The 23430-nt window shown below is 72.0% G+C and carries 16 protein-coding genes and 1 pseudogene; 11 read left to right on the forward strand and 6 right to left on the reverse strand.

Going from position 1 to position 23430, the window contains the following annotated elements; all coding sequences use genetic code 11:
• Nucleotides 1-84: 84 nt before the first annotated feature.
• Nucleotides 85-1218, reverse strand: a complete 1134-nt coding sequence (locus BMY61_RS15910) for an NHL repeat-containing protein (RefSeq protein ID WP_236655857.1) — start codon at nt 1216-1218, stop codon at nt 85-87.
• Nucleotides 1219-1521: 303 nt separating this feature from the next.
• Between BMY61_RS15910 and BMY61_RS15915 the strand changes: the two genes are divergently transcribed.
• From BMY61_RS15915 to BMY61_RS46220, 3 genes are all read left to right on the forward strand, one after another.
• Nucleotides 1522-1926 carry a DUF6188 family protein gene (locus BMY61_RS15915; protein ID WP_042442759.1) on the forward strand — a complete coding sequence of 135 codons (405 nt, stop codon included), beginning with the start codon at nt 1522-1524 and terminating at the stop codon, nt 1924-1926.
• A gap of 188 nt (nt 1927-2114) precedes the next feature.
• Complete coding sequence (locus BMY61_RS15920) at nt 2115-3320, forward strand: cytochrome P450 (protein ID WP_236655858.1); 1206 nt, start codon at nt 2115-2117, stop codon at nt 3318-3320.
• 392 nt (nt 3321-3712) lie between these two features.
• Complete coding sequence (locus BMY61_RS46220) at nt 3713-4006, forward strand: hypothetical protein (protein ID WP_161791202.1); 294 nt, start codon at nt 3713-3715, stop codon at nt 4004-4006.
• 106 nt (nt 4007-4112) lie between these two features.
• Here BMY61_RS46220 and BMY61_RS15930 read toward each other — a convergent pair whose 3' ends face one another.
• Nucleotides 4113-5207, reverse strand: a complete 1095-nt coding sequence (locus BMY61_RS15930; protein ID WP_042442766.1) for a sulfite oxidase — start codon at nt 5205-5207, stop codon at nt 4113-4115.
• A gap of 875 nt (nt 5208-6082) precedes the next feature.
• Here BMY61_RS15930 and BMY61_RS15935 point away from each other — a divergent pair.
• Nucleotides 6083-7024 carry a D-2-hydroxyacid dehydrogenase family protein gene (locus BMY61_RS15935; protein ID WP_042442769.1) on the forward strand — a complete coding sequence of 314 codons (942 nt, stop codon included), beginning with the start codon at nt 6083-6085 and terminating at the stop codon, nt 7022-7024.
• Here BMY61_RS15935 and BMY61_RS15940 read toward each other — a convergent pair.
• Nucleotides 7021-8019 (reverse strand): LysR substrate-binding domain-containing protein, encoded by a 999-nt coding sequence (locus tag BMY61_RS15940; RefSeq protein WP_052438328.1) that lies wholly within the window; start codon nt 8017-8019, stop codon nt 7021-7023. The two genes, BMY61_RS15935 and BMY61_RS15940, sit on opposite strands and share 4 nt — an antisense overlap.
• Nucleotides 8020-8126: 107 nt before the next feature.
• On the opposite strand from BMY61_RS15940, the gene BMY61_RS15945 reads away from it, so the two are divergent.
• A complete protein-coding gene (locus BMY61_RS15945) occupies nt 8127-9092 on the forward strand; it encodes an ester cyclase (RefSeq protein ID WP_052438329.1) in 966 nt (321 codons plus the stop codon).
• A 122-nt stretch (nt 9093-9214) separates the two neighbouring features.
• A complete protein-coding gene (locus BMY61_RS15950) occupies nt 9215-15502 on the forward strand; it encodes a type I polyketide synthase (protein WP_052438330.1) in 6288 nt (2095 codons plus the stop codon).
• 13 nt (nt 15503-15515) lie between these two features.
• On the opposite strand, the gene BMY61_RS15955 is transcribed toward BMY61_RS15950, so the two are convergent.
• Nucleotides 15516-16445, reverse strand: a complete 930-nt coding sequence (locus BMY61_RS15955; RefSeq protein WP_042442771.1) for an AraC family transcriptional regulator — start codon at nt 16443-16445, stop codon at nt 15516-15518.
• Nucleotides 16446-16555: 110 nt separating this feature from the next.
• Between BMY61_RS15955 and BMY61_RS15960 the strand changes: the two genes are divergently transcribed.
• Together BMY61_RS15960 and BMY61_RS15965 are read left to right on the forward strand one after the other, a co-directional pair.
• The gene (locus BMY61_RS15960) at nt 16556-17404 is read left to right on the forward strand and encodes an NmrA family NAD(P)-binding protein (protein ID WP_042442772.1); all 849 of its coding nucleotides are present in this window, start codon (nt 16556-16558) and stop codon (nt 17402-17404) included.
• Nucleotides 17401-17853, forward strand: a complete 453-nt coding sequence (locus BMY61_RS15965) for a nuclear transport factor 2 family protein (protein WP_042442779.1) — start codon at nt 17401-17403, stop codon at nt 17851-17853. Before BMY61_RS15960 ends, BMY61_RS15965 begins: the two co-directional genes overlap by 4 nt.
• Before the next feature lie 50 nt (nt 17854-17903).
• On the opposite strand, the gene BMY61_RS15970 is transcribed toward BMY61_RS15965, so the two are convergent.
• A complete protein-coding gene (locus BMY61_RS15970) occupies nt 17904-18677 on the reverse strand; it encodes an SDR family NAD(P)-dependent oxidoreductase (protein ID WP_042442781.1) in 774 nt (257 codons plus the stop codon).
• 132 nt (nt 18678-18809) lie between these two features.
• Between BMY61_RS15970 and BMY61_RS15975 the strand changes: the two genes are divergently transcribed.
• From BMY61_RS15975 to BMY61_RS15985, 3 genes are all read left to right on the forward strand, one after another.
• Nucleotides 18810-21500 (forward strand): winged helix-turn-helix domain-containing protein, encoded by a 2691-nt coding sequence (locus tag BMY61_RS15975; RefSeq protein ID WP_236655859.1) that lies wholly within the window; start codon nt 18810-18812, stop codon nt 21498-21500.
• Nucleotides 21501-21607: 107 nt separating this feature from the next.
• Nucleotides 21608-21859 (forward strand): hypothetical protein, encoded by a 252-nt coding sequence (locus tag BMY61_RS15980; RefSeq protein WP_042442784.1) that lies wholly within the window; start codon nt 21608-21610, stop codon nt 21857-21859.
• Nucleotides 21860-21863: 4 nt separating this feature from the next.
• The gene (locus BMY61_RS15985; protein ID WP_042442785.1) at nt 21864-22940 is read left to right on the forward strand and encodes an MBL fold metallo-hydrolase; all 1077 of its coding nucleotides are present in this window, start codon (nt 21864-21866) and stop codon (nt 22938-22940) included.
• Between the two features lie 65 nt (nt 22941-23005).
• Here the strand turns inward: BMY61_RS15985 and BMY61_RS15990 are convergent.
• Nucleotides 23006-23308: pseudogene (locus BMY61_RS15990) on the reverse strand (carbonyl reductase); the annotation flags it as partial.
• Nucleotides 23309-23430: the final 122 nt, after the last annotated feature.

The raw sequence follows: 23430 nt of genomic DNA on the forward strand, positions 1-23430 counted from the left end.
GGCGATCGGTCGAACGGGCAGCGGCGTCATGGGAGCGAATGTATCGGGGTGCCCTGACAGCGCTGCCCGGGCGCCGACAGGAGATCAGGGGCGTTCGAGCACGTCGAGTTGGTTGGTGGCGTCGTCGACGAAGTAGACCTTGTGCTGGTCGCCGTCGACGGCCAGCCCGAAAAGGGCGCCCGCGCCGGCCGGGCTGCCGCTGGAGTCGAGGGTGCGGACCGCGAGCTGACGCCCGCGCGCGGAGGTGTCGACGAGGTTTCCGTCAGCGCTGTTGACGGTGAGGATCTCGTCGCCCGGCGCGATCGCCAGGCCGAGCGGGCCGTTGAGTGCCCCGCCGATGGTGACGACGCGACCGGTGCCGGCGCTGTGGCGGCGGGTGGAGGCGTGCGGGATGGCGGTGATCCGGTTGCCGAGGGTGTCGGCGACGTAGAGGGTGTCGTCGCGACCGAGGCCCACGCCGGTGGGGCCGATGACGAGTGCGTTCGGGTCGGTGCGCTCGGCGAAGCCGGAGCCGATCTCGGTGGTGGACAGCAGGGTCGGGGGCTGGTGGGTGTCCTGGGTGCACAGGGTCAGCCGCAGGACGGTGCCCTTGCGGACGACCTTCCCGCCTGCGCGGACGGTCCCGTTGAGGACGTTGGTGACGAACAGGTCGGTGGTGGCCCCGTGAGGTACGGCGGTCATGTCCCAGGGGCCGTTGATGCCGTGGCCTGCGATGGTCTCGCGGACGGAGCCGTGCTTGTCCAGGACGATCAGACAGCCGGCCTTCGCGGTCGCAGCGGTTCCGTCGGTGGTGGGCAGACTGCCGACGACGACCCAGCCACCGGGAAGGACGGACAGTGCGGTGGTGAGTCCGACGCCGCCGGGGCATGCGCCGGGCAGGTTGTGCGGGTCGATCTGCGAGAACAGGTCGGCCTCGCCGTCGGGATTGACCTGGACCAGGGTCGTGCCGGTGCCCTGCTGGCCGGAGGGCGGGACCTTGTTGTTGAAGTTGCTGACCAGGACGTCGCCGCGGCGCAGGTCACCTTCGGTGTGATCGATCAGTGCGGTGCCGTAGGGGTTGACGTCGCCGTTGCCCGGCACGGTCGAGGCAATCGTGCGCACGGTGTGGAGTGGACCGACGAACGGTCCGTGGGCGGCCTGGGCGGGTGCGGCGAGGGCGCCGACGGCCGTCAGGGTGACCAGTGGGCTCAGACAGGCAAGCAGTCCACGTCGTTTCACGAGCTTCCTCCGTGACGTCCTGCGGTCCCCGTTGTCGGGGTGGTCGAACGCCACGCTAAGCACGCCCGCAGCCGCGGACGTGCTGGCGCGCGCCGCCGCCCCCGCGAAACCAGCCGGATGGCGCGATGTCAGTGCGGTGACAGACCGTCACCAGGCACCGGAGGCAGCCACGGTATGAGGGCCGCCCGCCGCACCATGAGAGGGGGAGAGGGCTCACTGCCTGTGCCGTCCCCCAGGTCAAGAGCTCGTAACACGATCGTGCGCGGTCGCGGTCGCGGCGACCGGAGTCCGTAGTCTTACGGCATGGAGAAGGGGATCAACCGCGTGGAGGACGGCTGGGACGTCCGCTCGATGCGTGGGATTGGCATCGGCGAGGTGATCATCGGCAGTGCCCTGCGACTGCACACCGGTTCGAACAGGATCGAGGTTCACAGTCCTGCCGAACTGACGACGGAGAGCGAAACCCTGCTTGTTCACGCCTCCGGTCGGGTCAACCTTGACCGACTCCCGCAGTTGCTCGATCAGGTGGTCGCCGAGGTCCACGCAGCCGATTCGGGCAGTCTGCGCGTGCGCTTCGCCCATGGGTGGCGCTTGGACGTGCCCGTTTCTCCCAGCGCCTTCGGCTGGATCATCGGCCTGCGGGGCAGCTACTTCATCAGTTCGCTACCCGGTGGCGGAGTGAAAATGCCCGACCGGCCACAGGCTTGAGTGGCGGCTCAGGCGGGCTGCGTTTTCCGGACTCTTGACGCTCAGGGTGCTCGAACATGCGGAGTCTTGACAGTTGTCGCTGACCGGCGGTTCGCTGATGGTGGAGGCGGCTTTATCGCGCGGGTGCCCGGCGGGCGCTCGTGGGGTCGGCTCGCCTCCCGGGGGGAGGGAACAGACGGATGGCTGGTGTGGTGGAGCCGGAGCCGGTCGGGTATCCCGCGACGGCGCGGGGTTGTCCTTTCGATCCTTCGCCGGTTTACCGGGAGGCTGCCAGGGCGGGTCCGGTCAGCCCGGTCACGCGGTGGGACGGTTCGCAGGCCTGGTTGGTGACCGGGCTCGCGGAGATCCGCACCGTCCTGCAGGACAATGAGAGTTTCAGCTCGGATCCCGGTAGGCCCGGCTTCCCGTTCGTCTCGGCCGACCTTCGGGAGTTCCTCACGTCGGGCGCCATGAGTTTCCTTTTCATGGATGATCCCGGGCATGCGCGGCTGCGGGGGATGGTGGCCGGTGATTTCACCGCCCGGCGGGTCAAGGCGATGCGGCCGCGCATCGAGCGGATCGTGGCAGAGGCCCTGGACGAGATGGTCGCCCAGGGTGCGCCCGCGGACCTGATCGCCTCGTTCGCGCTGGTGGTGCCGTCCCGGGTGATCTGTGAACTGCTCGGTGTCCCCTACGGCGACCGTGCCTTCTTCCAGCGGCAGACCGACATCATGTGCAGCAATCTCTCCGGGCCCGAACAGAGCGGCGCGGCCATGATGGCCCTGTCCCACTACATGGCCGGAATCATCGGGCAGGGGATGCACGAGAGTGACGACAGTCTGCTCGGCAGGCTGGCCGCCCGGGTCACCCGCGGCGAACTGACCACCGTTGAAGCCACCGCCATGAGCATGCTGCTGATGCTCGCGGGATACGAGACCACCGCCGGGGCGATCGGGCTCGGCGTCCTGGCGCTGCTGCAGCACCCGCGACAGCTGGCCCTGCTGAAGGCCGATCCAGCCCTGGCCAAGGGCGCGGTGGAGGAACTCCTGCGCTACGTCGGTGTTTCCCAGGTGGGATCCCTCCGGGTGGCGGTGGCGGACACCCTCGTCGGCGGCACGCTCCTCGCCGCGGGGCAGGGCGTGATCTGCATGCTGCCGGTCGCGGACCGGGACGAAGAACTGTTCCCCGACGCCGACCGCCTGGACATCACCCGCCCTCCGGGACAGAACCTGGCCTTCTCGTACGGCGTCCACCATTGCCTCGGCGCCGAACTCGCCCGGGCGGAACTGCAGATCGCCCTGCCCGCACTCCTGCGCCGCCTGCCCGCACTCCGCCTCGCCGTCCCCGCCGACCAGATCCGCTACAAGTACGAGGGGGATCTCTACGGCCTGCACGAGTTGCCGGTGGCCTGGTAAGGCAGCGGGATGGCCCGGAGGTGAGGACAGTGCCGGGGCCGCCACCACAGGCCTGGCGGCATCACCGCACCCGCCGCGCATCCCGTATCGAGCGGATATGTGATCGCCGATGATGCCGAGGCCTGGAAGGCTGCGCTGCATCGTGACGCCGCACGCTGGCCCGGCGCCCCCGGAGCCTTGCACGCCCTTCCCTCGGTCGAGAACGCCCCCTCGAACGCCCTCTGCAACCGCCTCGGGTTCACCTTCGTCGACGCCTGCGACTTCGAATACCCCGCAGGCAGCGGCACTCTGATGCGCAGCAACAACTGGCGCCTCGACCTTGCCGACCACTCCTCGCCGAGATTCTCACGCACCCGTGATCGATGGCGGCGGGGCTGGTGCAGACTCCTGTCATGGCGCACTCGCAGAAGCACATGTACGAGATGGTCGACGTCCTCGTCGCGGCAGGCAACAGCTTCCGTCCACGGCCACAGGGCCTGGGCTCAGACCCGTTCTGGCTGACTGCGGGCAACCCGCGCTGCTATCTGGAAGCACCCATCGACTTCGCCGTAGCCAGGGCTGTGCCTGGTCAGCCAGTGGATCTCGCGCTTGTCGAGGACAACGACCTGATCTTCTGCAAGCTGTGCTGGACGGCGATCCAGGGGCCGACGCACCGCGTCGAGACGGTGTGGAATCACCCGCGCTGAGGTGACCGAACGGCGTCGGCTCGTGCGCCGGAGGCATCACGGACTTCCGGTCGGAGCCAGATTGGGGCAGCGTCATCAGGGGCGTGGCTGAGGCGCCGACGCGGGACTACCGGCACAGCGTCTGGATCAGCTGGATGGCGTTGTTGGCGAATCCGCCCCGGTTCCAGGACTGGTCCACCGGCTGCTGTCGACCCTCGGCGTCCTGGGCGCGGGCCGTGAGCCGGTAGTGCCCGGGCGTCGCCTGCCAGGTGAAGTCGAAACGTCGCCATGCCCACCGGTGGCCGGTGTCCGACTCGAGCCGCGCCGTGTGCCAGTGCTCGCCGCCATCGAGGCTGACCTCGACCCGTTGGATGGGTGCGTGGCCGGACCAGGCCCGGCCCGTCAGCGTGACGGCCCCGGCGTCCACGATCCGTGCCCGCGTCATGAAGTCCGGGAACCCCGGCGGCATGAGAAGGGCCCGGGGCTGGATGCGGGTGACCGGCCTGCCCGGGTCGTCGGTGTTCTCGCGCAGCCGGTACGCGTGGTGCTGGAATCCGTCGAACGGCGCGTCCACCACGTGGATGGACCGGAGCCACTTCACCTGCGCCATGCCGTACCAACCCGGCACCACGAGCCGCACGGGGAATCCGTGCTGTGGCGGGAGGGCGCTGCCGTTCATCTCGTAGGCCAGGATGACCTCCGGCCTCAACGCGTCGTCGAGGGCGAGCGCGCGCTGATAGTCCTGCTCGACACCCCGCTCGACCCCGTGGTCCGCGCCTGTGAAGACGACGTCGACGGCCGACGGGTCAACCCCGGCCTCGTCGAGGACGTCACGGAGCGGCACGCCGGTCCAGTCTGCGGTGCCGACCGCCTCCACCAGCCAGGGCTGGCTGATCGGGCGCGGTGAGAGCCTGGCCCGGCCGTTCCCGGCGCATTCCATGGTGACCCGCACGGTCGTCGGTCGGCGGTGCCGTAGCCAGGCAAGGTCCAGGGCCAGTGGCCGTGCCACGGAGCCACTCACCGACAGCTGCCAGGTATCGGCCCGCGTGGCGGGGATGTCGTAGTGGGTGAGGAGGTAGTGCAGGCCGACAGGCGTGACGTCGTGGCGCAGGACCTCCAGCGGCATCGCGTGGTTGCGGGCGGCGAGCGCGAGCTCGTCGAGGGTGATCCCCTCGGTGTCCTCCGCAACCCGGCCCGGTGTGCTCACGCTGTCGATCGACACGGCTGGCGCTCCTCGGGGTGGCGGTCCGGTCAGGCGGCCCCCGCAACCATCGTGGCATTCACTGACTGCGCCGACCACACGAGATGTCGGTGCGGGCCGGACCTGAGCGAGCGTGTCGGGGCGTGCGGGGGGCGTGCGGGGCCAGCATGTCATCCTTCACCGGATCCTTGGTGGTCACGGTTCGGTTGCCGAGGACTCAGATGATGATCAAGCTGCTCGGTAGCGATACGCTGCGCCTGTGCCCCGAACGAAGATCAAGAAAGTGCTGCTGGAATCCCGGCAGGACGCCGCATGCAGCGCCGCCGTCGCCGTTGCCCTCGGACTGTTGGCCGGCTGGGCGTGGCTTGTCTGGGCCTGCCTCGCCGTGGCTCTCGTCGGGGCTGCAGTCGGTTACAACCTGTGGCTCGTGCGGAATCCCCATCGGCACGCGCGGCGGACCGCGAAGAGAGCCGCGCGCCGCACTCGCAGGACTGTCGCACGCCGCAGCTGAGCGGTCGGCCGCCCCGTACGTGCCGCACGACCGGGCGCCGGTGGCCGGGCCATTCGCGCTGGGCGCCTGCGCCTGGAACGAGCCGCCCGCGGAGGCCATGACCGGGTCGGCCCCGGGTTCGCGCAGCCCGGACCAGCGCGTCCGACGGCTCCGACAGGGTCGGTGCCGTCATGATGGCTCCCGGTGGCCTGCGTGGTCCGCGAAGTTCAGGCGCCCTCCGATCGGATCGCTCCGGCCGAAGGGCCCGGCATCACAGGAACGGGTGAGACGACTCCGTGCTCCACGCGGCATTCCCGGAAAACCCGGTGCTCCGCGCCGGTCAGCGCGGGCGCGGCACGCCCGAGCTGTGGCCGTCGGCCGAAGGAGTGCCAGCGTGGCTGCCCGGATGAGGATCGCCGTTCTCGACGACTACCAGCAGGTGGCCTCGGGCCTGGCCGACTGGGCGTCCCTGGACGCCGACACCGTGGTCTTCCACGAGCCGTTCGCGGGCCGGGGCGAGGTCGTGAGCGCCCTGGCCGGCTTCGACGTGGTCGTCGCGATGCGGGAGCGCACGCCGTTTCCCCGGGAGGTGCTGGAGCAGCTCCCGGACCTCCGGTTGCTGGTGAGCACCGGACCCGTCAACGCGGCCATCGACGTGGCGGCGGCGAGGGAGTTGGGCATCACGGTGTGCGGGACGGGCTACTTCCCCCAGCCCACGGTGGAGCTCACCTGGGCCCTGATCCTCGCGGCGGCCCGGGACCTGCCTCGCGAGGCCGTCTCGATGGGTTCCGGTGGCTGGCAGGTGTCGATCGGCACCGGCCTGCACGGCAGGACCCTCGGCATCCTGGGCCTCGGCCGGATCGGATCCGCGGTCGCCCGGGTCGGGCAGGCCTTCGGGATGACGGTTGTCGCCTGGAGCCAGAACCTCACCCCGGCCAAGGCGGCGGAGCACGGCGTCCGGGCGGTGACGAAGGAGCAGTTGTTCGCCGACAGCGACGTGCTGACCATCCACCTCGTGCTCGGTGCCCGCACCCGCGGGCTGGTCGGCGAGGCGGAACTCGGCGCGATGAAGAGCTCGGCCCTCCTGGTCAACACCTCACGGGGCCCGATCGTGGACGAGGCCGCGCTCGTGCGCGCGCTGCACGAAGGCCGGATCCGCGGGGCCGCCCTCGACGTCTACGACACCGAGCCGCTCCCGGCCGACCATCCGCTGCGCTCGCTCCCCAACGCCCTGCTCACCGGCCACATCGGTTACGTGACCCGTGAGTTGTACGAACTCTTCTACCGGGACGCGGTGGAGGACATCGCCGCCTTCCGTGCCGGCAGCCCCGTCCGAGTGATCTCCTAGCCCTCGGCCCGCCCGGTCGATCCGGTGATCACCTGGGCGGAAGGGTTCGAGGCGTCGGTGGCGGCCTCGTCGTGCGGGGGCAGCAGCCAGCCCTGCTCGTTCGCGCAGCGCCGGGAGGCCTCGAGGAGACGGGCGACCGCCGAGGACCGCGTCCGCGCGGACCAGACGATCGACCAATCGACCCGGATCTCCGGTTCCACGACACGGGATGCGGCGTAGCGGCGGTCACCGGCGGCCGTGTGGAAGGCGAAGGAGGCGGGCGGCAGGCCGATCTCGCGGCCTGCCTGCAGCCGGGCGACCATCGCCTGCGGGGGAGGGTCGGTGAACGTCCGGATGTGCGGGTGGAAACCCGACCGCTCGCAGGCGGAGACGACCCGGTCGTAGTAGCCGGGCGCGAGCTCGCGCGGGAAGAGCAACAGCGACTCCTCCCGGAGGTCGGCGATCTCCACCGGGTCGGAGTCTGCGAGGCGGTGGTCCTTGCCGCACAGCAGGGCCAGTGGCTCGGACCGGAGCAGGCTGCTGCGGATCCCCGGCATCGGCTCGGGGAAGAGGGCAATGCCGGCGTCGAGGTCGCCAGCGAGCACACGCGCGGAGATCTCGGAGCTGAAGTGCTCGGTGGCCAGGACGGTCAGCTCCGGGCTGTCCTGCTCAATGGCGGCCAGAACGGCGCCCAGTGTCTCGTAGCCGGCCATGGGCGCGTAGCCGAGTCGGACTGTTCCGGCGAGGCCTGCACCCGCCTGCCGCGTCCGCTCGGCCGCGCGTTCGAGCGCGGCGAGCGCGAGGGGCGCCTCCTCCAGCAGCGCGCGCCCTGCCGCGGTGAGTTCGACCTTGCGTCGGGACCGTTCGAACAACTCGACCCCGAGTGCGTTCTCGAGCGCGCGGATCTGGTTGCTCAGGGAGGGCTGCGCGATGTACAGGCGCGCGGCGGCACGGCCGAAGTGCAGTTCCTCGGCCACCGCCAGGAAGTACCGGAGCTGACGCGGATCGAGATCCATAGCGGGAAGCTATCACCGCTGCGGTTGCGAAGTATTGGACGCCCGCACGGGCGCACGCGTTGACTTGTGCCGACAGAAAGTTGAACCTTCAAGTAAGGACTCGGCTCATGAGCATGGCCTCCAGCGGGACCAGCCTCGACGGTTTCCACTCCAGCCCCACCGCGCAGCGCTCGGACGAGCTGGTGCGGAGCCTGTTCGACGCGGTCAACTCCGACGACCCGGCGGGCATCGACGCCGTCCTGGCGCGCTCGGTGCTCTCCTACGACGTGCACGGCACCCGCAGTCGGACCGGCATCAAGAACCACTACGCGGGGCTTCGGCGGTCGTTCCCGGACCTGCGCCACGAGGTGCACGAGAACATCGGCGTCCTGGTCGAGGGAGACCTCGTCGCCTTGCGCACCGTCATCACCGGCACCCACAAGGGCGACTACGCCGGGAACGCGCCGACCGGAAGGCAGGTGCAGACCTCGGCGTCGCACGTCTTCCGCCTGCGCGACGACAAGGTCGTCGAGCACTGGCAGGTCCTGGACACCTACCGCATCCTGGTGGCGATCGATGCCATCCCCAAGGCGGCCAACGACTTCCAGAAGATCCTCGGCGTCGAGGCATCACCCGGCGGGCTGTTCGCGGAGAAGCCGGGGACCGCTTTCGGCCGGGCGGTCCGACGGCCGGTGGCGCGCGAGGAGTCCCGGGCGGTGGTGCGTCGTCTCTACGACGGCGTGATCACCACCGGGAACCCCGAGGACGTCGAGGTCGTCGCCGAGCAGTACCTGCAGAACTCCGGCTGGACCCCGGACGGCCGTGACGCCTTCGCGAGCGCTCTGGCGATCAGCCGCGGCGCGCTTCCCGACGGCCGCGCGGAGCAGACGCACATGATCGCCGAGAACAACCGGCTCGCCTCCCGCAGCGTGTGGGACGGCACCGTCGCCGGCAGCGGCAGGGCCGCGGACTTCACCACCCTCGACTTCTTCCGCATCGAGGACGGGCTGATCGTCGAGCACTGGGAGTCGGTCGACTGGGTGAGGGCCTACCAGGCCTTCGGGCTGCTGCCCGACAACCTGCGGGACCTGTGAGCAGCCCCTGCGTCCTCGTGATCGACGTCTTGATCGGCCCGGCACCGATGCGTGAGACTGCGAGCTCGCGTGCACGGCCGATCTGATCCAACTGTCTAGTCCATGCCGGAGATTGACGAAACGTGACAGACACCCTCCTCGACCGCCTCGCCCGGTACGCCGACGAGCGGGGCGACGCACTGGCCTACCGGTACCTGCCCAACGGTGATGTCGGCGCCGCCGCCGTCACCGTGACGTACCTCGAACTGCGCAGGCGGGTCGAAGAGGTCGCCGCGCTCGTGGCCCGGCACGCGGCGCCGGGCGAGCGGGCGCTGCTGTACTACCCCGGCGGCCTGGACTTCGTCGTCGCGTTCCTGGGCTGCCTGCGTGCAGGCGTGATCGCTGTGCCCACCGCCGGCCCGGACGGGGATCGGAGTGAGCGGGCGATGTCCCGCACGGCCGGTTCGGCGGCGGACTGCGCGGCATCCATCGTCCTGACCACGCAGCAGGTGGCCCGCAGCACCCGGCTCGCATCCGTGCCCGGGCTGTCAGGTCTGCGATGGCTCCCGACCGACCGGGCGACCGGCCAGGCGACCGGCCCGGTGACCGGTGAAGCGGCCGGTCCGGCGGCGCCGTTCTTCACCCCGTCGGCGGACGATGTCGCGTTCATCCAGTACACCTCGGGTTCGACCGGATCCCCGCGCGGGGTGATGGTCACCCACGCCAACCTGATGCACAACCTGGCCGGCCAGGAGCAGGTCTGGCACCAGGGGAGCGGGGCGCACATGGTGTCCTGGCTGCCGGCGTTCCACGACATGGGCCTGATCGGCGGGCTGCTGCACCCGCTGTTCATCGGAGCCGGGGCGACGATCCTCCCCCCGGAGGCCTTCGTCCAACGGCCGCTGCGCTGGCTGGAGGCGATCTCGGCCTTCGGGGGCACCCTCAGCTGCGCACCGGACTTCGCCTACGAGCTCTGCTCCCGCACCGCCACGGAGCAGGACCTCGCCCGTCTGGACCTGTCCCGGTGGTCGGTTGCCGCGAACGGTGCCGAGCCGGTGCGCATCGCCACCCTCGACCGCTTCGCCGAGCGCTTCGCATCCGCGGGGTTCCGCCGGGAGGCGTTCACGCCCGGCTACGGACTGGCGGAGAGCACGCTCGTGGTGTCCGGTGTGCCCTTCGGGCAGGAACCGCGGGCCACGGAACACGGCGTCTCCTGCGGCCGCCCCATCCCGGGCGTGCGGGTCGCCGTGGTGTCCCCGACGACCGGGAGGGAGGTCGGCGAGGGGGAGACCGGTGAGATCTGGGTGCACAGCGCCAGCAACGCCGCCGGCTACTGGGACCGGCCGCAGGAGACGCGGGAGACGTTCCAGGCCCGGCTGGAGGGAGCGGAGACCCTCTTCCTGCGCACAGGCGACCTCGGGGCCCTGCGGGACGGTGAGCTCTACGTCACCGGCCGGATCAAGGACCTCATCATCGTGGCCGGGCGCAACCACTACCCGCAGGACGTGGAGGCCAGCGCCGAACGCGCCGCACCCGCTGTGCGCGCGGGCTGCGTCGCCGCCTTCGCCACGCCGGACGACGAGCGGCTGGTGATCGTGGCCGAGGTGCGCGACGACGCGTCGGAGGGCGAGGGCCCGGATCCCGCCGCCACGAATCCCTCCTCCGCGGATCTCTCGGACGCCGTCGCCGCGATCCGTGCCGCAGTGTCGGCCGACCACGGCCTGGAGGCCGCCGCGGTGGTCCTCATCGCTCCGCGCACGCTCCCGAAGACGACCAGTGGCAAGATACGCCGCGGCGCGTGCCGCGCGCTCTTCCTCGACGACTCCCTGACGGTGCGCCATCAGTGGAACGCGGCATCCACCGCTCCACGCACCGTCGCGCAACTCGAGTCCTGGCTCCTCGCGCACGTCGCGCTGCGCACCGGTACGGACGTGCGCCAGGTCGCGGTGGACGCACCGTTCGACGCTCTGGGCCTGGCCTCCGTCGACGTGGTCGCGCTCAGCGGAGAGCTTGCCGACTGGCTGGGCCGCCCGGTCTCACCCACGGCCCTCTACGACCGGCCGACGATCGCCGCCCTGGCCCGCCACCTGGCCGAACCAGCCCGGCGGGACGAGGAGGCGGCAGGACCGGGCGGTGCGCAGCGGTCGGATGCCGACGAGGCGGTCGCGATCGTCGGCATCGGCTGCCGCTTCCCCGGCGCCGAGGGTCCGGACGGCTTCTGGAACCTGCTGCGCACCGGCTCCGAAGCGATCGTCGACATCCCGGCGGACCGCTGGGACGTCCCTGCTCATCTCGCCGAAGGGGCGGGTCCGGTCCCCGGCAGGATGTACACCGGCCAGGGCGGGTTCCTGGCGGACGTGGCCGGGTTCGACCCCGTGTTCTTCGGCATGTCCGCCGTGGAGGCGCGGATGCTCGACCCGCAGCAACGCCTGATGCTCGAACTGGCCTGGGAGGCGTTCGAGGATGCCGGGGTCCTGCCGTCCTCGCTGGCGGGCACCGACACCGGCGTCTTCGTCGGCATCACCACCAGCGACTACGTCCAGGAGATGCGCGCCGCGGGTGTCGAGTCCGGCCCGTACGCGGGGACCGGGAACCTGTTCACGATGGCGGCCAACCGCGTCTCCTACACCTTCGACCTGCGTGGCCCGAGCCTGGCCGTGGACACCGCGTGTTCCTCGTCGCTGGTCGCGGTCCACCAGGCATGCGTCAGTCTGCGCCGCGGCGAGTGCCGGCTCGCCCTCGCCGGCGGGGTCAACCTCATGCTCTCGCCTGAGTCCACGATCGGGCTGTGCCAGGCCGGCGCGCTGTCCCCGGACGGGCACAGCTACACCTTCGACGCGCGAGCCAACGGCTACGCCCGAGGGGAAGGCGGCGGGCTGGTCCTGCTCAAGCCACTCAGCCGGGCACTGGCCGACGGTGACCGGGTGTACGGGGTGATCCGCGGCAGCGCGGTCAACCAGGACGGCCGGTCGAACGGACTGCGCGCACCGAGCACCGAGGGTCAGGTCCGGGTGATCCAGGCCGCCCACCGCGACGCGGGCTCGCGGCCGGGCACGGTCCGCTACGTCGAGGCGCACGGCACCGGCACGGCGCTGGGCGACCCGATCGAAGCCGGTGCCGTCGGCCGCGTGGTGGGCGCGGACCTGCCACCGGATCAGGTCTGCCTGATCGGTTCCGCGAAGACCAACATCGGTCACCTGGAGGCCGCCGCCGGTGTGGCGGGCCTGGCCAAGGTCGCGCTGAGCCTGCACCATCGGGCTCTGCCGCCCAGCCTGCACTTCGAGACCCCCAACCCGCACATCGACTTCGCGGCCCTGCGGTTGACGGTGCCGACCGGGCATCAGCCCTGGCCCTCGGTCGACGGGCGGCCCGCGCTCGCCGGCGTGAGCAGCTTCGGCATCGGCGGGACCAACGCCCATCTCGTCCTGGAGGCCGCTCCCGCCGCACCGCCGGACCCCGCCGCACCGGCCGCTCCCGCCGCGCCGCCGCGGACGAGGGCTGCGGCCACCGGATCGGAGGGCGTGCAGACGCAGGAGAGCGAGCAGTTGTTCGTCCTGTCGGCGCGCACGCCGGCCGCGCTCGACCGGCTTGCTGAGCGCGTCGCGGACTTCCTGCGCCGAACCGACACCCCCCTCGACCGGCTCTGCGCCACGGCCGCGCTGCGGCGCACCGCGCACGAACACAGGCTCGCCGTGGCGGCCAGGTCGAAGGGCGAACTCGCGGACCGGCTGCGACACGCGACACGCGGCAGCGCCGGCGCGGGCCCACGGCCCAAGCTGGTCCTCGTCTTCCCCGGACAGGGCGCGCAGTACGCCGGGATGGCACGGAGCCTGTACGAGACCGAGCCCGCCTTCACCTCCGCCGTCGACGCGGTCGACCCGCTGGTCCAGGCCCGCCTGGGCTGGAGCCCCCGGGCGGAGCTGCTCGCCGACGAGCCGGACTCCCGCCTGGCTGCCGACGAGGTCGCCCAGGTCATGCTGTTCACCGTCCAGGTGGGCCTGACCCGGATGTGGGCGCAGCGAGGCGTCGCCCCGGACGCCGTCGTCGGTCACAGCATGGGCGAGGTCGCCGCGGCCCTGGCCGCCGGCGCGCTGACCCTGTCCGACGCCGTGCGGATCACCTGCTCGCGCGCCGCGCTGCTGGCCACCGTCGGCGGCCGGGGCGCCACCGCCGTCGTCGGCCTCCCCGCCGACCGCACCACCACGGAACTGGAGCGCTTCGAGGGCCGCCTCCACCTCGCGGCCGTCAACGGCCCCGCGCTCTGCGTGGTCTCCGGCGACCCGCTTGCCGTCAAGGAGTTCGCCGCCGACCTCGAAGCCCGCGAGGTCTTCTGCCGCCTGGCCAAGGTCGACACCGCCGCCCACTCCCCGCTGGTGGACCCGCTCGCCGAGCTGCTGACCCAGGACCTGGGCGGCCTGGCGCCACGCCCGACCGCGGTGCCGCTGTACTCGACCGTCACCGGCGAGGCCACCGACGGCCGGCGCCTCGACGCCGGCTACTGGGGACGCAACCTGCGCCGGCCGGTGCTCTTCCAGCAGGCCGTGGAGCGTCTGCTCGCCGACGGACACGCCGTCTTCCTCGAACTGAGCCCCCACCCGACCCTGGTCGCGCCGATCCAGGACACGCTGGCGGCGGCCGAGGTCCCCGGGTGCGCCCTGGCGACCCTGATCCGCACCCGCCAGGACCGGGACAGCGTCCTGGAAGCACTGGGCGGCCTGTGGACCGTGGGTCACCGGGTGGGTCTCGGTGACCTTCACGACGCCACGCTGCCGGTGGTCTCGCTGCCCTCGGGCCCCTGGGAGCACGAGCCCTGCTGGTTCGACCGGCGCGGCGCGGCCGTCGCGCAGGCCGCCGAGCCGAACGTCGCCGAAACGGTCGCCGGGGCCTTCGCGGACGTGCTGAGGGTGGCGCGGGTCGGCCCGGACGACAGCTTCTTCGAGCTCGGCGGCACCTCGCTCATGGCCGCACAGATGCTCCACGACCTGCGCACCGCGCTCACCATGGAGATCCCGCTCCGGCTCCTGTTCGAACACCCCACGCCCACCCGGCTCACCGCCGTGCTGGCGGAGCGGCGCCAGGCCGGACGGGCGACCACGGCCGGCCCCGAGCTGGTCCGCACCGAAGCGGACGACTACCCGCTGACCATCAACCAGGAACGCATGCTGCTCGCCGAGCGCGGTGACGACGCCCAGCGCGCCGCACACGTGCTGGGTCAGCACCTGGTGCTGGACGGGCCCGTCGACCCGGACGCGCTCGCCGTCGCCGTGCACCGAACCGTCAGCCTGCACGACGGGCTGAGGACCGGCTTCACCGCCGACGGGACGCGCCAGTTCATCCGAGAGGTGCCCTCCCGCTCGCCGCTGACCTTCGCCACCCTGCCCGCGGACGGCGAGCTGCGGGCCGCCGTCCGCGCCGTCGAACGCCCCTTCCGGCCCCACGAGCCCCTGTTCCGCTTCCACCTGCTGCGCGACGGCGGGCGGCACATCCTGTGCACCGCGATCAGCCATCTCGTCGCCGACGGCTGGTCCCAGGGCGTGCTGCTCGTCGACCTGGTCCGAGCCTACGAAGCCGCCCTGGACGGGCGGCCCGACGGACTCGAACCACCGCCGCTGCGCCTTGTCGACTACGCGGTCCAGGAGCGTGCGACACTCACCGGGCCGGTGCTCCAAGCGCAGCAGCGCGACTGGGAGGCCCGGCTCGCCGCGGCCAGGCCCGCGCGACCGGGCTTCGTCAGGACCGTCGACCCGGCCGGACGCACGGCCGTCCGCTCGGGCTTCGCCGAGGCCCTCGTCGGACCGGAGCTCACCGCCGCACTGGAGGTGACGGCACGCGCGACGGCGACGACCCCGCAGATGCTCGTCCTCGCGGCCTACCTGCTGGCCCTCGGCCGCCACGGCGGCCAGCCGTGCGTCACCGTGCCGGCCACCTGGTCCGGGCGGGACCGGCCCGACCTGGCTCGCGTCGTCGGGTTCATCTCCCAGCCCCAGCTGATCACCTGCGACTTCACCGGCGCACCGACCCTGGGCGCGTGCCTGCGCCGGGTCCGCGACGCCGTGCTCGACGCGGGCGAGGAGCAGCGGCTGTCGATGAGTCAGTACTTCCATCTGGCAGGACAGGGGCAGGAGGAGATCCCGATCCGGATCTCGATGAACTACCTGCCGCCGCTGGACGTGCCCGAGCGCATGGGGCAGGCCGCCGTCAGCCTGCTGCCGCGCCAGAGCGAGTTCTCGCTCTTCCGCGACATCCTGCTGCTGGCGAGCGCGGCGAACGGCGCCACCCGGCTGTCGTTCCTCTACGCCGCCGATCTGATCGACCCGGACGCCATGCGCGACTTCGCCTCCGAGGTCCTGGGCCTGCTGGACGCCTTCGCCACCGACCTCGACCAACCGGCACCCCCGAGCACCGGGCTTGGAACACAGGGGGCGCCGTGACGCCGACGCCGGCTCAGTGCGGGGTCAACAGGTGGGTGTCGGCGGCCGCTCTTTCCCTGTGCCGCCAAGCCCCGGGCGGTTCGCCGTGGTGTCGGCGGAAGGCAGCGGCGAAGGCGAACGCCGAGCCGTAGCCCACGGCGTCGGCGATCTGGGGGAGGGTGAGGCCGTCGGCGCGCAGGTGGTCACGGGCGAGGGCCATGCGAAAGTTGGTGAGGTACTGCATGGGAGCCTGGCCCAGAGCCTCCCGGAACACCCTGGCGAAGGCGGCCCGCGAGAGGCCGCTCAGTTCGGCGAGTTCCGTCACCGTCCATGAGTGGGCCGGGTCCTCGTGCATGGCTTGCAGTCCGGCGCCCAGCCGAGGATCCGCCGCCGCCCGGAACCAGCGCGGCGCGGTCGCGCTGCGGCGGAACTCGCTGCGGATGGCCAGCACGAGAAGCAGGTCCAGGAGGCGGTCGAGCACCAGCTGCTGCGCGGGCTCGGTACGGACGAGCTCGCGCGACAGCATCGTGATCACCTCCCGTAGCGGGTCGTCGTCGGCTGCGGCGAAGGTCATGACCTGGGGCAGCGCGTCCAGCAGCCCGGCGCCGACGTCGCCGGAGAACCGGTAGGCGCCGCACAGGAAGACGGTGGCCCGCGGGTTGTCGGCGGGGCCGGCGTGGGCGTGCCGAGCCCGGAACTCCTCGGGCTCCAGGCATGCGGCGCCCGGCTCGTGTCCGATGGAGTGGGTCACTCCGCCGCGTACCAGGGTGACCGAGCCCGGGATGAGCTCGACGGTGCTGCCGGGGGAGTCCAACCAGAGGTAGCCCCGGCCGCGTACGACGGTGTGGACCGACAGCTGTATCGAGCCGCCCAGCCGCAGACCCCACGGTGGTTCGGCGACGGTCCGCGCGAACACCGCGCCGGTTGCGCGTGCCCGCACCAGATGGTCGGAGAGCAGGTCCATGGGACCAGCTTGGGCAGCACCGACATCAGGGTCAACCAGTGAGAGCTTCACGTATGAATGCGAGCGTTTTGCGCATGGATTGTCTTGATATCCGCCCCAATCATGGAGTCATGAGTATCGAAACACCTACTGCCCTCATCCTGGGCGGGACCGGTCGGTCCGGTTCGCTGCTCGCCGACCGGCTCGCCCAGCGCGGATTCAGCCCCCGCACTGCGGCGCGCAGCGGTGCGGACGTGCGGTTCGACTGGGACGACCCGGCCACCCATGCCGAGGCCCTGCGGGGTGCGGACCGCCTCTACCTAGTGACACCCACCCTTCGCCTGCGCTACGCCGCTCAGGTCGCCGCCTTTCTGGACCGCGCCGAAGCGGCCGGCGTGCGACACGTCACGCTGCTGAGCGTCCACTACGCCGACCAGGCGCCCACGGAGGCCGACTTCGCGGCCGTGGAAGCCGACCTCGTCGCCCGCCACGGCATCACGCACTCGATCCTGCGTCCGGCGTGGGTGATGCAGAACTTCGCCGACGAGCACCTCCCGCTCGTGGACGGAGCGATCGTCGCCCCGAGCGCAGGCGGCACGGAGGCGTTCGTCGACGCCGCCGACATCGCCGCGGTCGCGGCCGAGACACTGCTCGACCCCGCGGCCCACGCCGGCGCCGCCTACGCGCTGACCGGCCCCCAGGCCCTCACCTTCCAGGACGTCGCGGACACCCTCGCGCGCGTGAGCGGCCGGCCGGTCGCCTACCACGACGTCGACCAGGAGGCCTGGATCAACGGTGCGCTCGCTGCGGGACTGCCCGCCGACTACGCGGTGGTGCTGCGCTGGCTCACGGGCGCCATCGTCTCCGGCAACGGCTCCCTGCCCACCGGCGACGTCGAGAAGGTCACCGGCCGCCCCGCCACGACCTTCCGGGACTTCGCCGAGCGCCACGCCCACGCCTGGACCACGGAGGCGACATGAGCAAGACCGTCAGCGACGACACGCCCCTGGTCGGGGCCGACAGCCCGTTCTTCCGCATCATCAGGGAAGGGCTGGACGGCCTGGTCGACGGGGAGGACTACTACGACCTCCTCGCCGACGACGTGGTCATCGAGTTCGTGATCACCGTGCCCGGGTACCCGCGCCGCGTCCAGGGACGGCAGGCGATCGAGGACCTGTACCGCGACTACGGCGACTACGTGACCCTGCACAGCGCGGACAACCTCCGCGTCCACCGCGATCCCGTGACCTCGGTCGTCGTCCTCGAGTACGAGGTCCACGGCACCTCCGTACGGACGGGGCGGCCCTACGACAACCGGTTCGTCTCCGTCGTGACCGTCAAGGACCGCAAGGTCGTGCACTGGCGGGACTATCTCGATCCCGTCGCCGTGTTCGACGCGCAGGGATGGCCGCAGGGGAATCGCGCGTAACCCGCGCCACCGCCGCGGTGGCGGACGCGGAAGGAGGATCCGCGCAGCGCTCACCACACCTTCATGCCGCCGTCGACGACCAGGTCGACGCCGGTCACGTAGGAGCTCTCGTCGCCGGCGAGGAAGAGGGCGACCTCGGCCACCTCCTCGGGGCGGCCGGGGCGGCCCAGCAGGGTGCGGGCGGCCATCCGGACAGCGAAGTCGCCCTCCGCCAGCTGGGCCCGGGTGGCGCCGGTCTCGATCAGGCCGGGCGAGAGCGAGTTCACGCGGATCCCGTGCTCGCCGCCCTCCAGGGCGAGTTGGCGGGTCATGCCGATGACCGCCGCCTTGTTGGTCGTGTGGGAGAGCGACGGCAACTCCTTGAACCCGATCGAGCCGTTCAGGGAGGCCATGTTCACCACCGCGCCGCGGCTCGCCCGCAGGTGCGGCCAGGCGGCGCGGGTGAGGTAGAAGACCAGGTCCACCTCGTCGCGGCGGGCGCCGTCCCAGTCCTCGTCGGTGACCTCCTCGAGCCAGGCGAAGCGGTTGCGGGCGGCCAGGTTGAACAGCACGTCGATGCGGCCGCACTCCTTCACCGCGAAGTCGACGAGCCGCACACACTCCTCGGGATCGGACAGCGTGCACGGCTGCAGCGACACCATGGCGCCGCCCGCGGCCCGGACCAGCTCCACCGTCTCCTCGGCGGGCGCGACCGCGACGTCGCAGCCGACGACCAGGGCGCCCTCCTCGGCGAACCTCAGGGCGGCGGCGCGGCCCATGCTCCCCCCGGTGCCGGTGATGACGCAGACCTTCCCGGCCAGTCGTCCCGCCACTCGCTCACTCATCGTCAACTCCGCTCGTCCCGGACGTAGGTGCCAGGGTCAGCCTCGCGAACAGAAAGGTGAGCGCCCATCACCGGAAGCAGGTGAGACCGCCGTCGTTGACGCCGCGCGGACGCGGCTGGTATCGAGTGGACGGTGTCGGCGATCACAGGCAAGCCCGAGGACGCGCCCCGCCGAAGCCCGGACGGGAGGCCCGGCCGGTTGCGACTGGTCGACAGGGAGGGGCTGGTGGCCGCGCTGGACCGGGCCGCCGCCGGAGCCGTCACGGTCGTCACCGCGCCCGCCGGGAGCGGCAAGACCTCCCTGCTGCGCGCCTGGGCCGACCGGCGCGCCGACGCGCACCTCGTCGCCTCCGTCCAGGTGCAGCGCGACCAGCAGGACGCCCAGAGCTTCTGGACCGCGCTGCTGGCGGCCGTGTGCCGCCTGAACGGTGAACCCCTCGCCGGCGAACTCCCCACCGCTTCACCCGACTTCGATGCGGATCCGGCGGTCGACCGGATCCTCGCGGAGCTGGCCGTCCTGCCCGGCCGGGTCAGCCTGGTGATCGACGACGTGCACGAGCTCACCTCCCCGGAGGCCTATGCCGCCCTGACCCGTCTGCTCACCAGCCTCCCGGCGCACGTGCATGCCGTTCTGGCGACCCGCCGGGACCTGCCGCTTCGGCTGCACCGACTCCGCCTCGCGGGCGAGCTGACCGAGCTGCGTGCGGCCGAGCTGCGCTTCGCCGAGGAGGAAACCCGGGCACTGCTCACCGCCTCGGGCATCACCTTGACGCCGGCGTCCGTGGCACGGCTGCACGAGCGCTGCGAGGGCTGGGCGGCGGGGCTGCGACTGGCGGTGCTCTCCCTGACCGGCCACCCCGACCCGGAGCGCTTCGTCGCGGACTTCAGCGGCAGCAACCGCACCGTCGCGGAGTACCTGGTGGCCGAGATGCTCGACCGGCAGCCGCAGGAGGTCCAGGACCTGCTGCTGCGCACCTCGGTGCTGGAGCGCGTCAACGGCGAGCTCGCCGGCCTGCTCACCGCACGCCCCGGCGCCGAGCGCATCCTGCTCGCGCTCGAGGACGCCAACGCCTTTGTCATCTCCCTGGACCCGCAGCGGACCTGGTTCCGCTACCACCACCTCCTCGCCGACCTGCTCCGCCTGGAGCTGCGCCGAACCCGGCCCGACGAGGTCCCGCACCTGCACCGCTCGGCTTCCGCGTGGCTCGCGGAACAGGGGCAGACCGTCCCGGCCGTGCGGCATCTGCAGTCCGCAGGCGACTGGCACGACGCCGCGACGCTCCTGGCGGACCACTCACTCGGCCTGATGCTGGACGGCCAGGAGGAGATCATGCAGACGCTGCTGGACGCCTTCCCCGAACGCGCCGCGCCGGGCTTCCCGGAGCTGAGCGTCGTGCGCGCCATGGTCGACCTGGTCCACGGCCGCCTCGACGGGGCCGCCGCACACCTCGCCGTCACCGAGGCCTGCGCGTCGTCAGCGCCCGAGCCGAGCCGGCGCAGGCTGCGCACCGCCGTCGCCGCGCTCCAGCTCTCGCTGGCCCGGCGGCGCGGCGACCTCGCGGACGTGCGGCGGCACGCGGAGTTCCTCGATGCCCGGCCCGCAGCCGAGACGGACGAGGACCTCGCCCTCGGCAGCGACCTGCGCGTCATGGCGCTGATGAACCTGGGCACCGTCGAGGCCTGGACCGACCGTCACGCCGACGGCGTGCGGCACCTGCAGGAGGGTGCGGACCTGGCCCGCCGGACCGGCCGCCCGTACCTGGAGGTGGCCTGCCTGGCACAGCTCGGATTCGCCTCGAAGCTGCCCGACTTCCAGGTCGCCCGCACACGCTGCGAACGGGCTGTCGCCTTGGCCGAGGAGCACGGCTGGGGCACCGCCCCCGTCCTCGCCCCGGCCCTGGTCACCCTGGCCTGCTCCATGGTCTGGTCCGGCGAGTTCGACACCGCCGAGGAGTTGCTGCTCCGTGCCGACCTGGCCCTGCAGTCCGACAGCGGACCGGGCATCGGGACGCTGCTGCACCTCGTCAAAGGCATGCTCCACGCGGGCCGCGGTCGCAGGCCCGAGGCGGAACGGGAGTTCGCCGAGGCACACGCCCTGCAGTCGCAGCTGTCGCACCCGCACGCCCTGAGCGGCTACGTGACCGGCTGGCTCGCCGCCACGCGCGCCCGCCTCGGCTCCCTCGCCCCGGCGCGCGAAACGCTCGCCGCATTCCAGGCGGCGCCGACCGGGTGCGGCGAGATCCGCAACGCCAGGGCGGTCCTCAGTCTGGCGGAGGGCGACCCGGCGGCCGCGCTGGCGCAGGTGGCCGGCGTCATGGACGGAAGCGCTCCCAGCGTCCACGTCGCGACCCTGGTCGAGGCCCAGCTCCTGGCCGCACTCGCCCACCGGGACCTCGCGGAGCACCAACAGGCCGAGCAGGCCGTCGAGCGGGCCCTCGCCCTGGCGGAGCCGCAGCGGCTGGTGCTGCCCTTCGTGATGGCCGACGCCGGGAAGCTGGTCGAGGCCGCGCCGCGCGGCCGGTCCGCGCACGCCGCGCTGCGCGCCGACGTCCTGGACGTCCTGCACGGAGTCGCACCGGCGGTGAGCGTGCCGCCGTCCGCGGGCGGCGGGCAGCTCAGCCCCACCGAACTGCGCGTGCTGCGCTACCTGCCCACCAACCTCTCCCGGCCCGAGATCGCAGGCGAGTTGTCGGTCTCGGTGAACACGGTCAACACCCACGTGCGGAACATCTACGCCAAGCTCCAGGCCACCGACCGGACCTCGGCGGTCCAACGGGCCCGCGCCCTGCGCCTGCTGGCGGACCGCGCCCTGCCCCGACGCTGAACTGCCGGTTCGCGGGTGGTCGGTTCGCCGTAGGGCGCTTCGTGCGACGTCGGTTCACCCGGTCCCGGTGAGGCCGGTTCACCAGGGGTGAGCCGAGTATCGGCGACATGAACGCAGAGCCGGCGCTGTACACGATCCGCGTCCAGGGCCACCTGGGCGCCATCGCCCTGTCCGCGTTCCCCTCGCTGACAGCGCAGTACGAGGCCGCGCACACCGTCCTCGTCGGGCAACTGGACCGCTCGGGGCTGTACGGGGTGCTGTCGCAGCTGGAGATGCTGGGGCTCGACCTCGTCTCCCTCAACCGCGTCCGTGCGCGTCCCGCCGAGCTGCCCGACCAAGCCGCGAACAAAGGAAGTTGACGCCATGTCTGTGACCGACTCGCTCGGACGCCCGACCGACCGCCGCACGTTCCTGGCCCGCTCCGCCAAGGCCGCCGCCGTCCCCGCGGTCGCCGCCGCGCTCGGCGGCGTCCTCGCGGGGCCCGCCGCCGCCGACACCACGGGCCTGCCCGACTACGCCCCGATACCGCCCTCCGCGCTGGGGCCGGCGGTCAACGCCCAGGGCTACCACGTCGGCCGGGTGGAGCGGAACCTGTACTGGGTCACCGACGGCACCTACCAGGCCGCCTTCCTCACCACCAAGGACGGCGTGGTGCTCTTCGACGCGCCGCCCACGATCGGGCACAACCTGCAGCGCGCCATCGACGAGGTCGCGGGCGCCAACGGGGTGTCCAACAAGGTCACCCACCTCGTCTACTCCCACCACCACGCCGACCACCTGGGCGGGTCGTCGCTCTTCGGCCGCGACGTCGAACGCATCGGCCATGCCGAGACCCGTGCCCTGCTGCTGCGTGACAACGATCCGGCGCGCCCCGTGCCCGACACCACCTTCACGGACCGCAGGACGCTGCACATCGGCGGGGAGCGCATCGAGTTGGCCCACCTGGGGACCAACCACACGCCCGACAACATCTACATCCACTTCCCCGACCACGGCACGCTGATGCTGGTCGACATCAACCTGCCCGGCTGGGTGCCGTTCGACAGCTTCAACCTCAACGAGGACGTCCCCGGCTCCGTCGCCGCCCCGGCCAAGGCGTTGGCCTATCCGTGGACCCACCACATCGGCGGCCACATGGGCCGGCTCGGCACACGCGAGGACATGGCCGTCTACCAGCAGTACGTCGCGGACCTGATCGACGGCGTGAAGGCGGCGCTGGCCAACGTCGACCCCGCCCCGTTCTTCGCCAGGTACGGCGACAACGAGTGGGCCGCGGTCAAGGAATACCAGGCGGCGCAGACCAGGTACGCCGCCGGCCCGGTCGTCAGGAAGTACACCGGCGTGCTGGCCGCCGCGGACGTCTACACCGAGAGCACGGCCTTCGTGCTCCTCGAATCCATCCGCCTCGATCTCGGCGTCGGCTCCCAGGTCCACCCCTGACCTTCCGTCCGGGTCGCGGAGGTGCCCGCGGGTGTGGTCCTCCCACCGCCGAGAGCAGTTCCTCCGACAGCCTCGCCGGAGCGGATCGGCTCGCCGTAGAGCGAGGGGTCGACCTGCTCGGTGGTCACGAGGTCGAGCACGGCCTCGGCGGCCCGGGCGGGCGACTGGGCGTGGCTGTAGTCGCTGAACCACGGCCGTGAGGTGGCGGTGTCGACCATGCCGGGACAGACCGATGCGATCAGCGTGCCCTCGGCGAGGTCCCGGTCCCGGCGTACGGCGGCGACCGCGCGGACGGCGGCGACCTGGGCCACCTTCGGGGGGACGTTCAGCCACCGCGGCCAGCCCGCTTCCTCGGCGGTGCGGCTGGTGGCCGCGGGCTGCGGGCTGACGACGGTGTCGCGGGGCCTGCTCCGCTCCGCGCCGCCCGGTGTTCGCATCCTCCCGCTGCGCGCCGCTGCGCTCGACGGGGAGGACGGGGGAGCGACCAGCG

The organism is Streptacidiphilus jiangxiensis, from assembly GCF_900109465.1.
In the GTDB taxonomy this organism is placed as follows: Bacteria; Actinomycetota; Actinomycetes; order Streptomycetales; family Streptomycetaceae; genus Streptacidiphilus; species Streptacidiphilus jiangxiensis.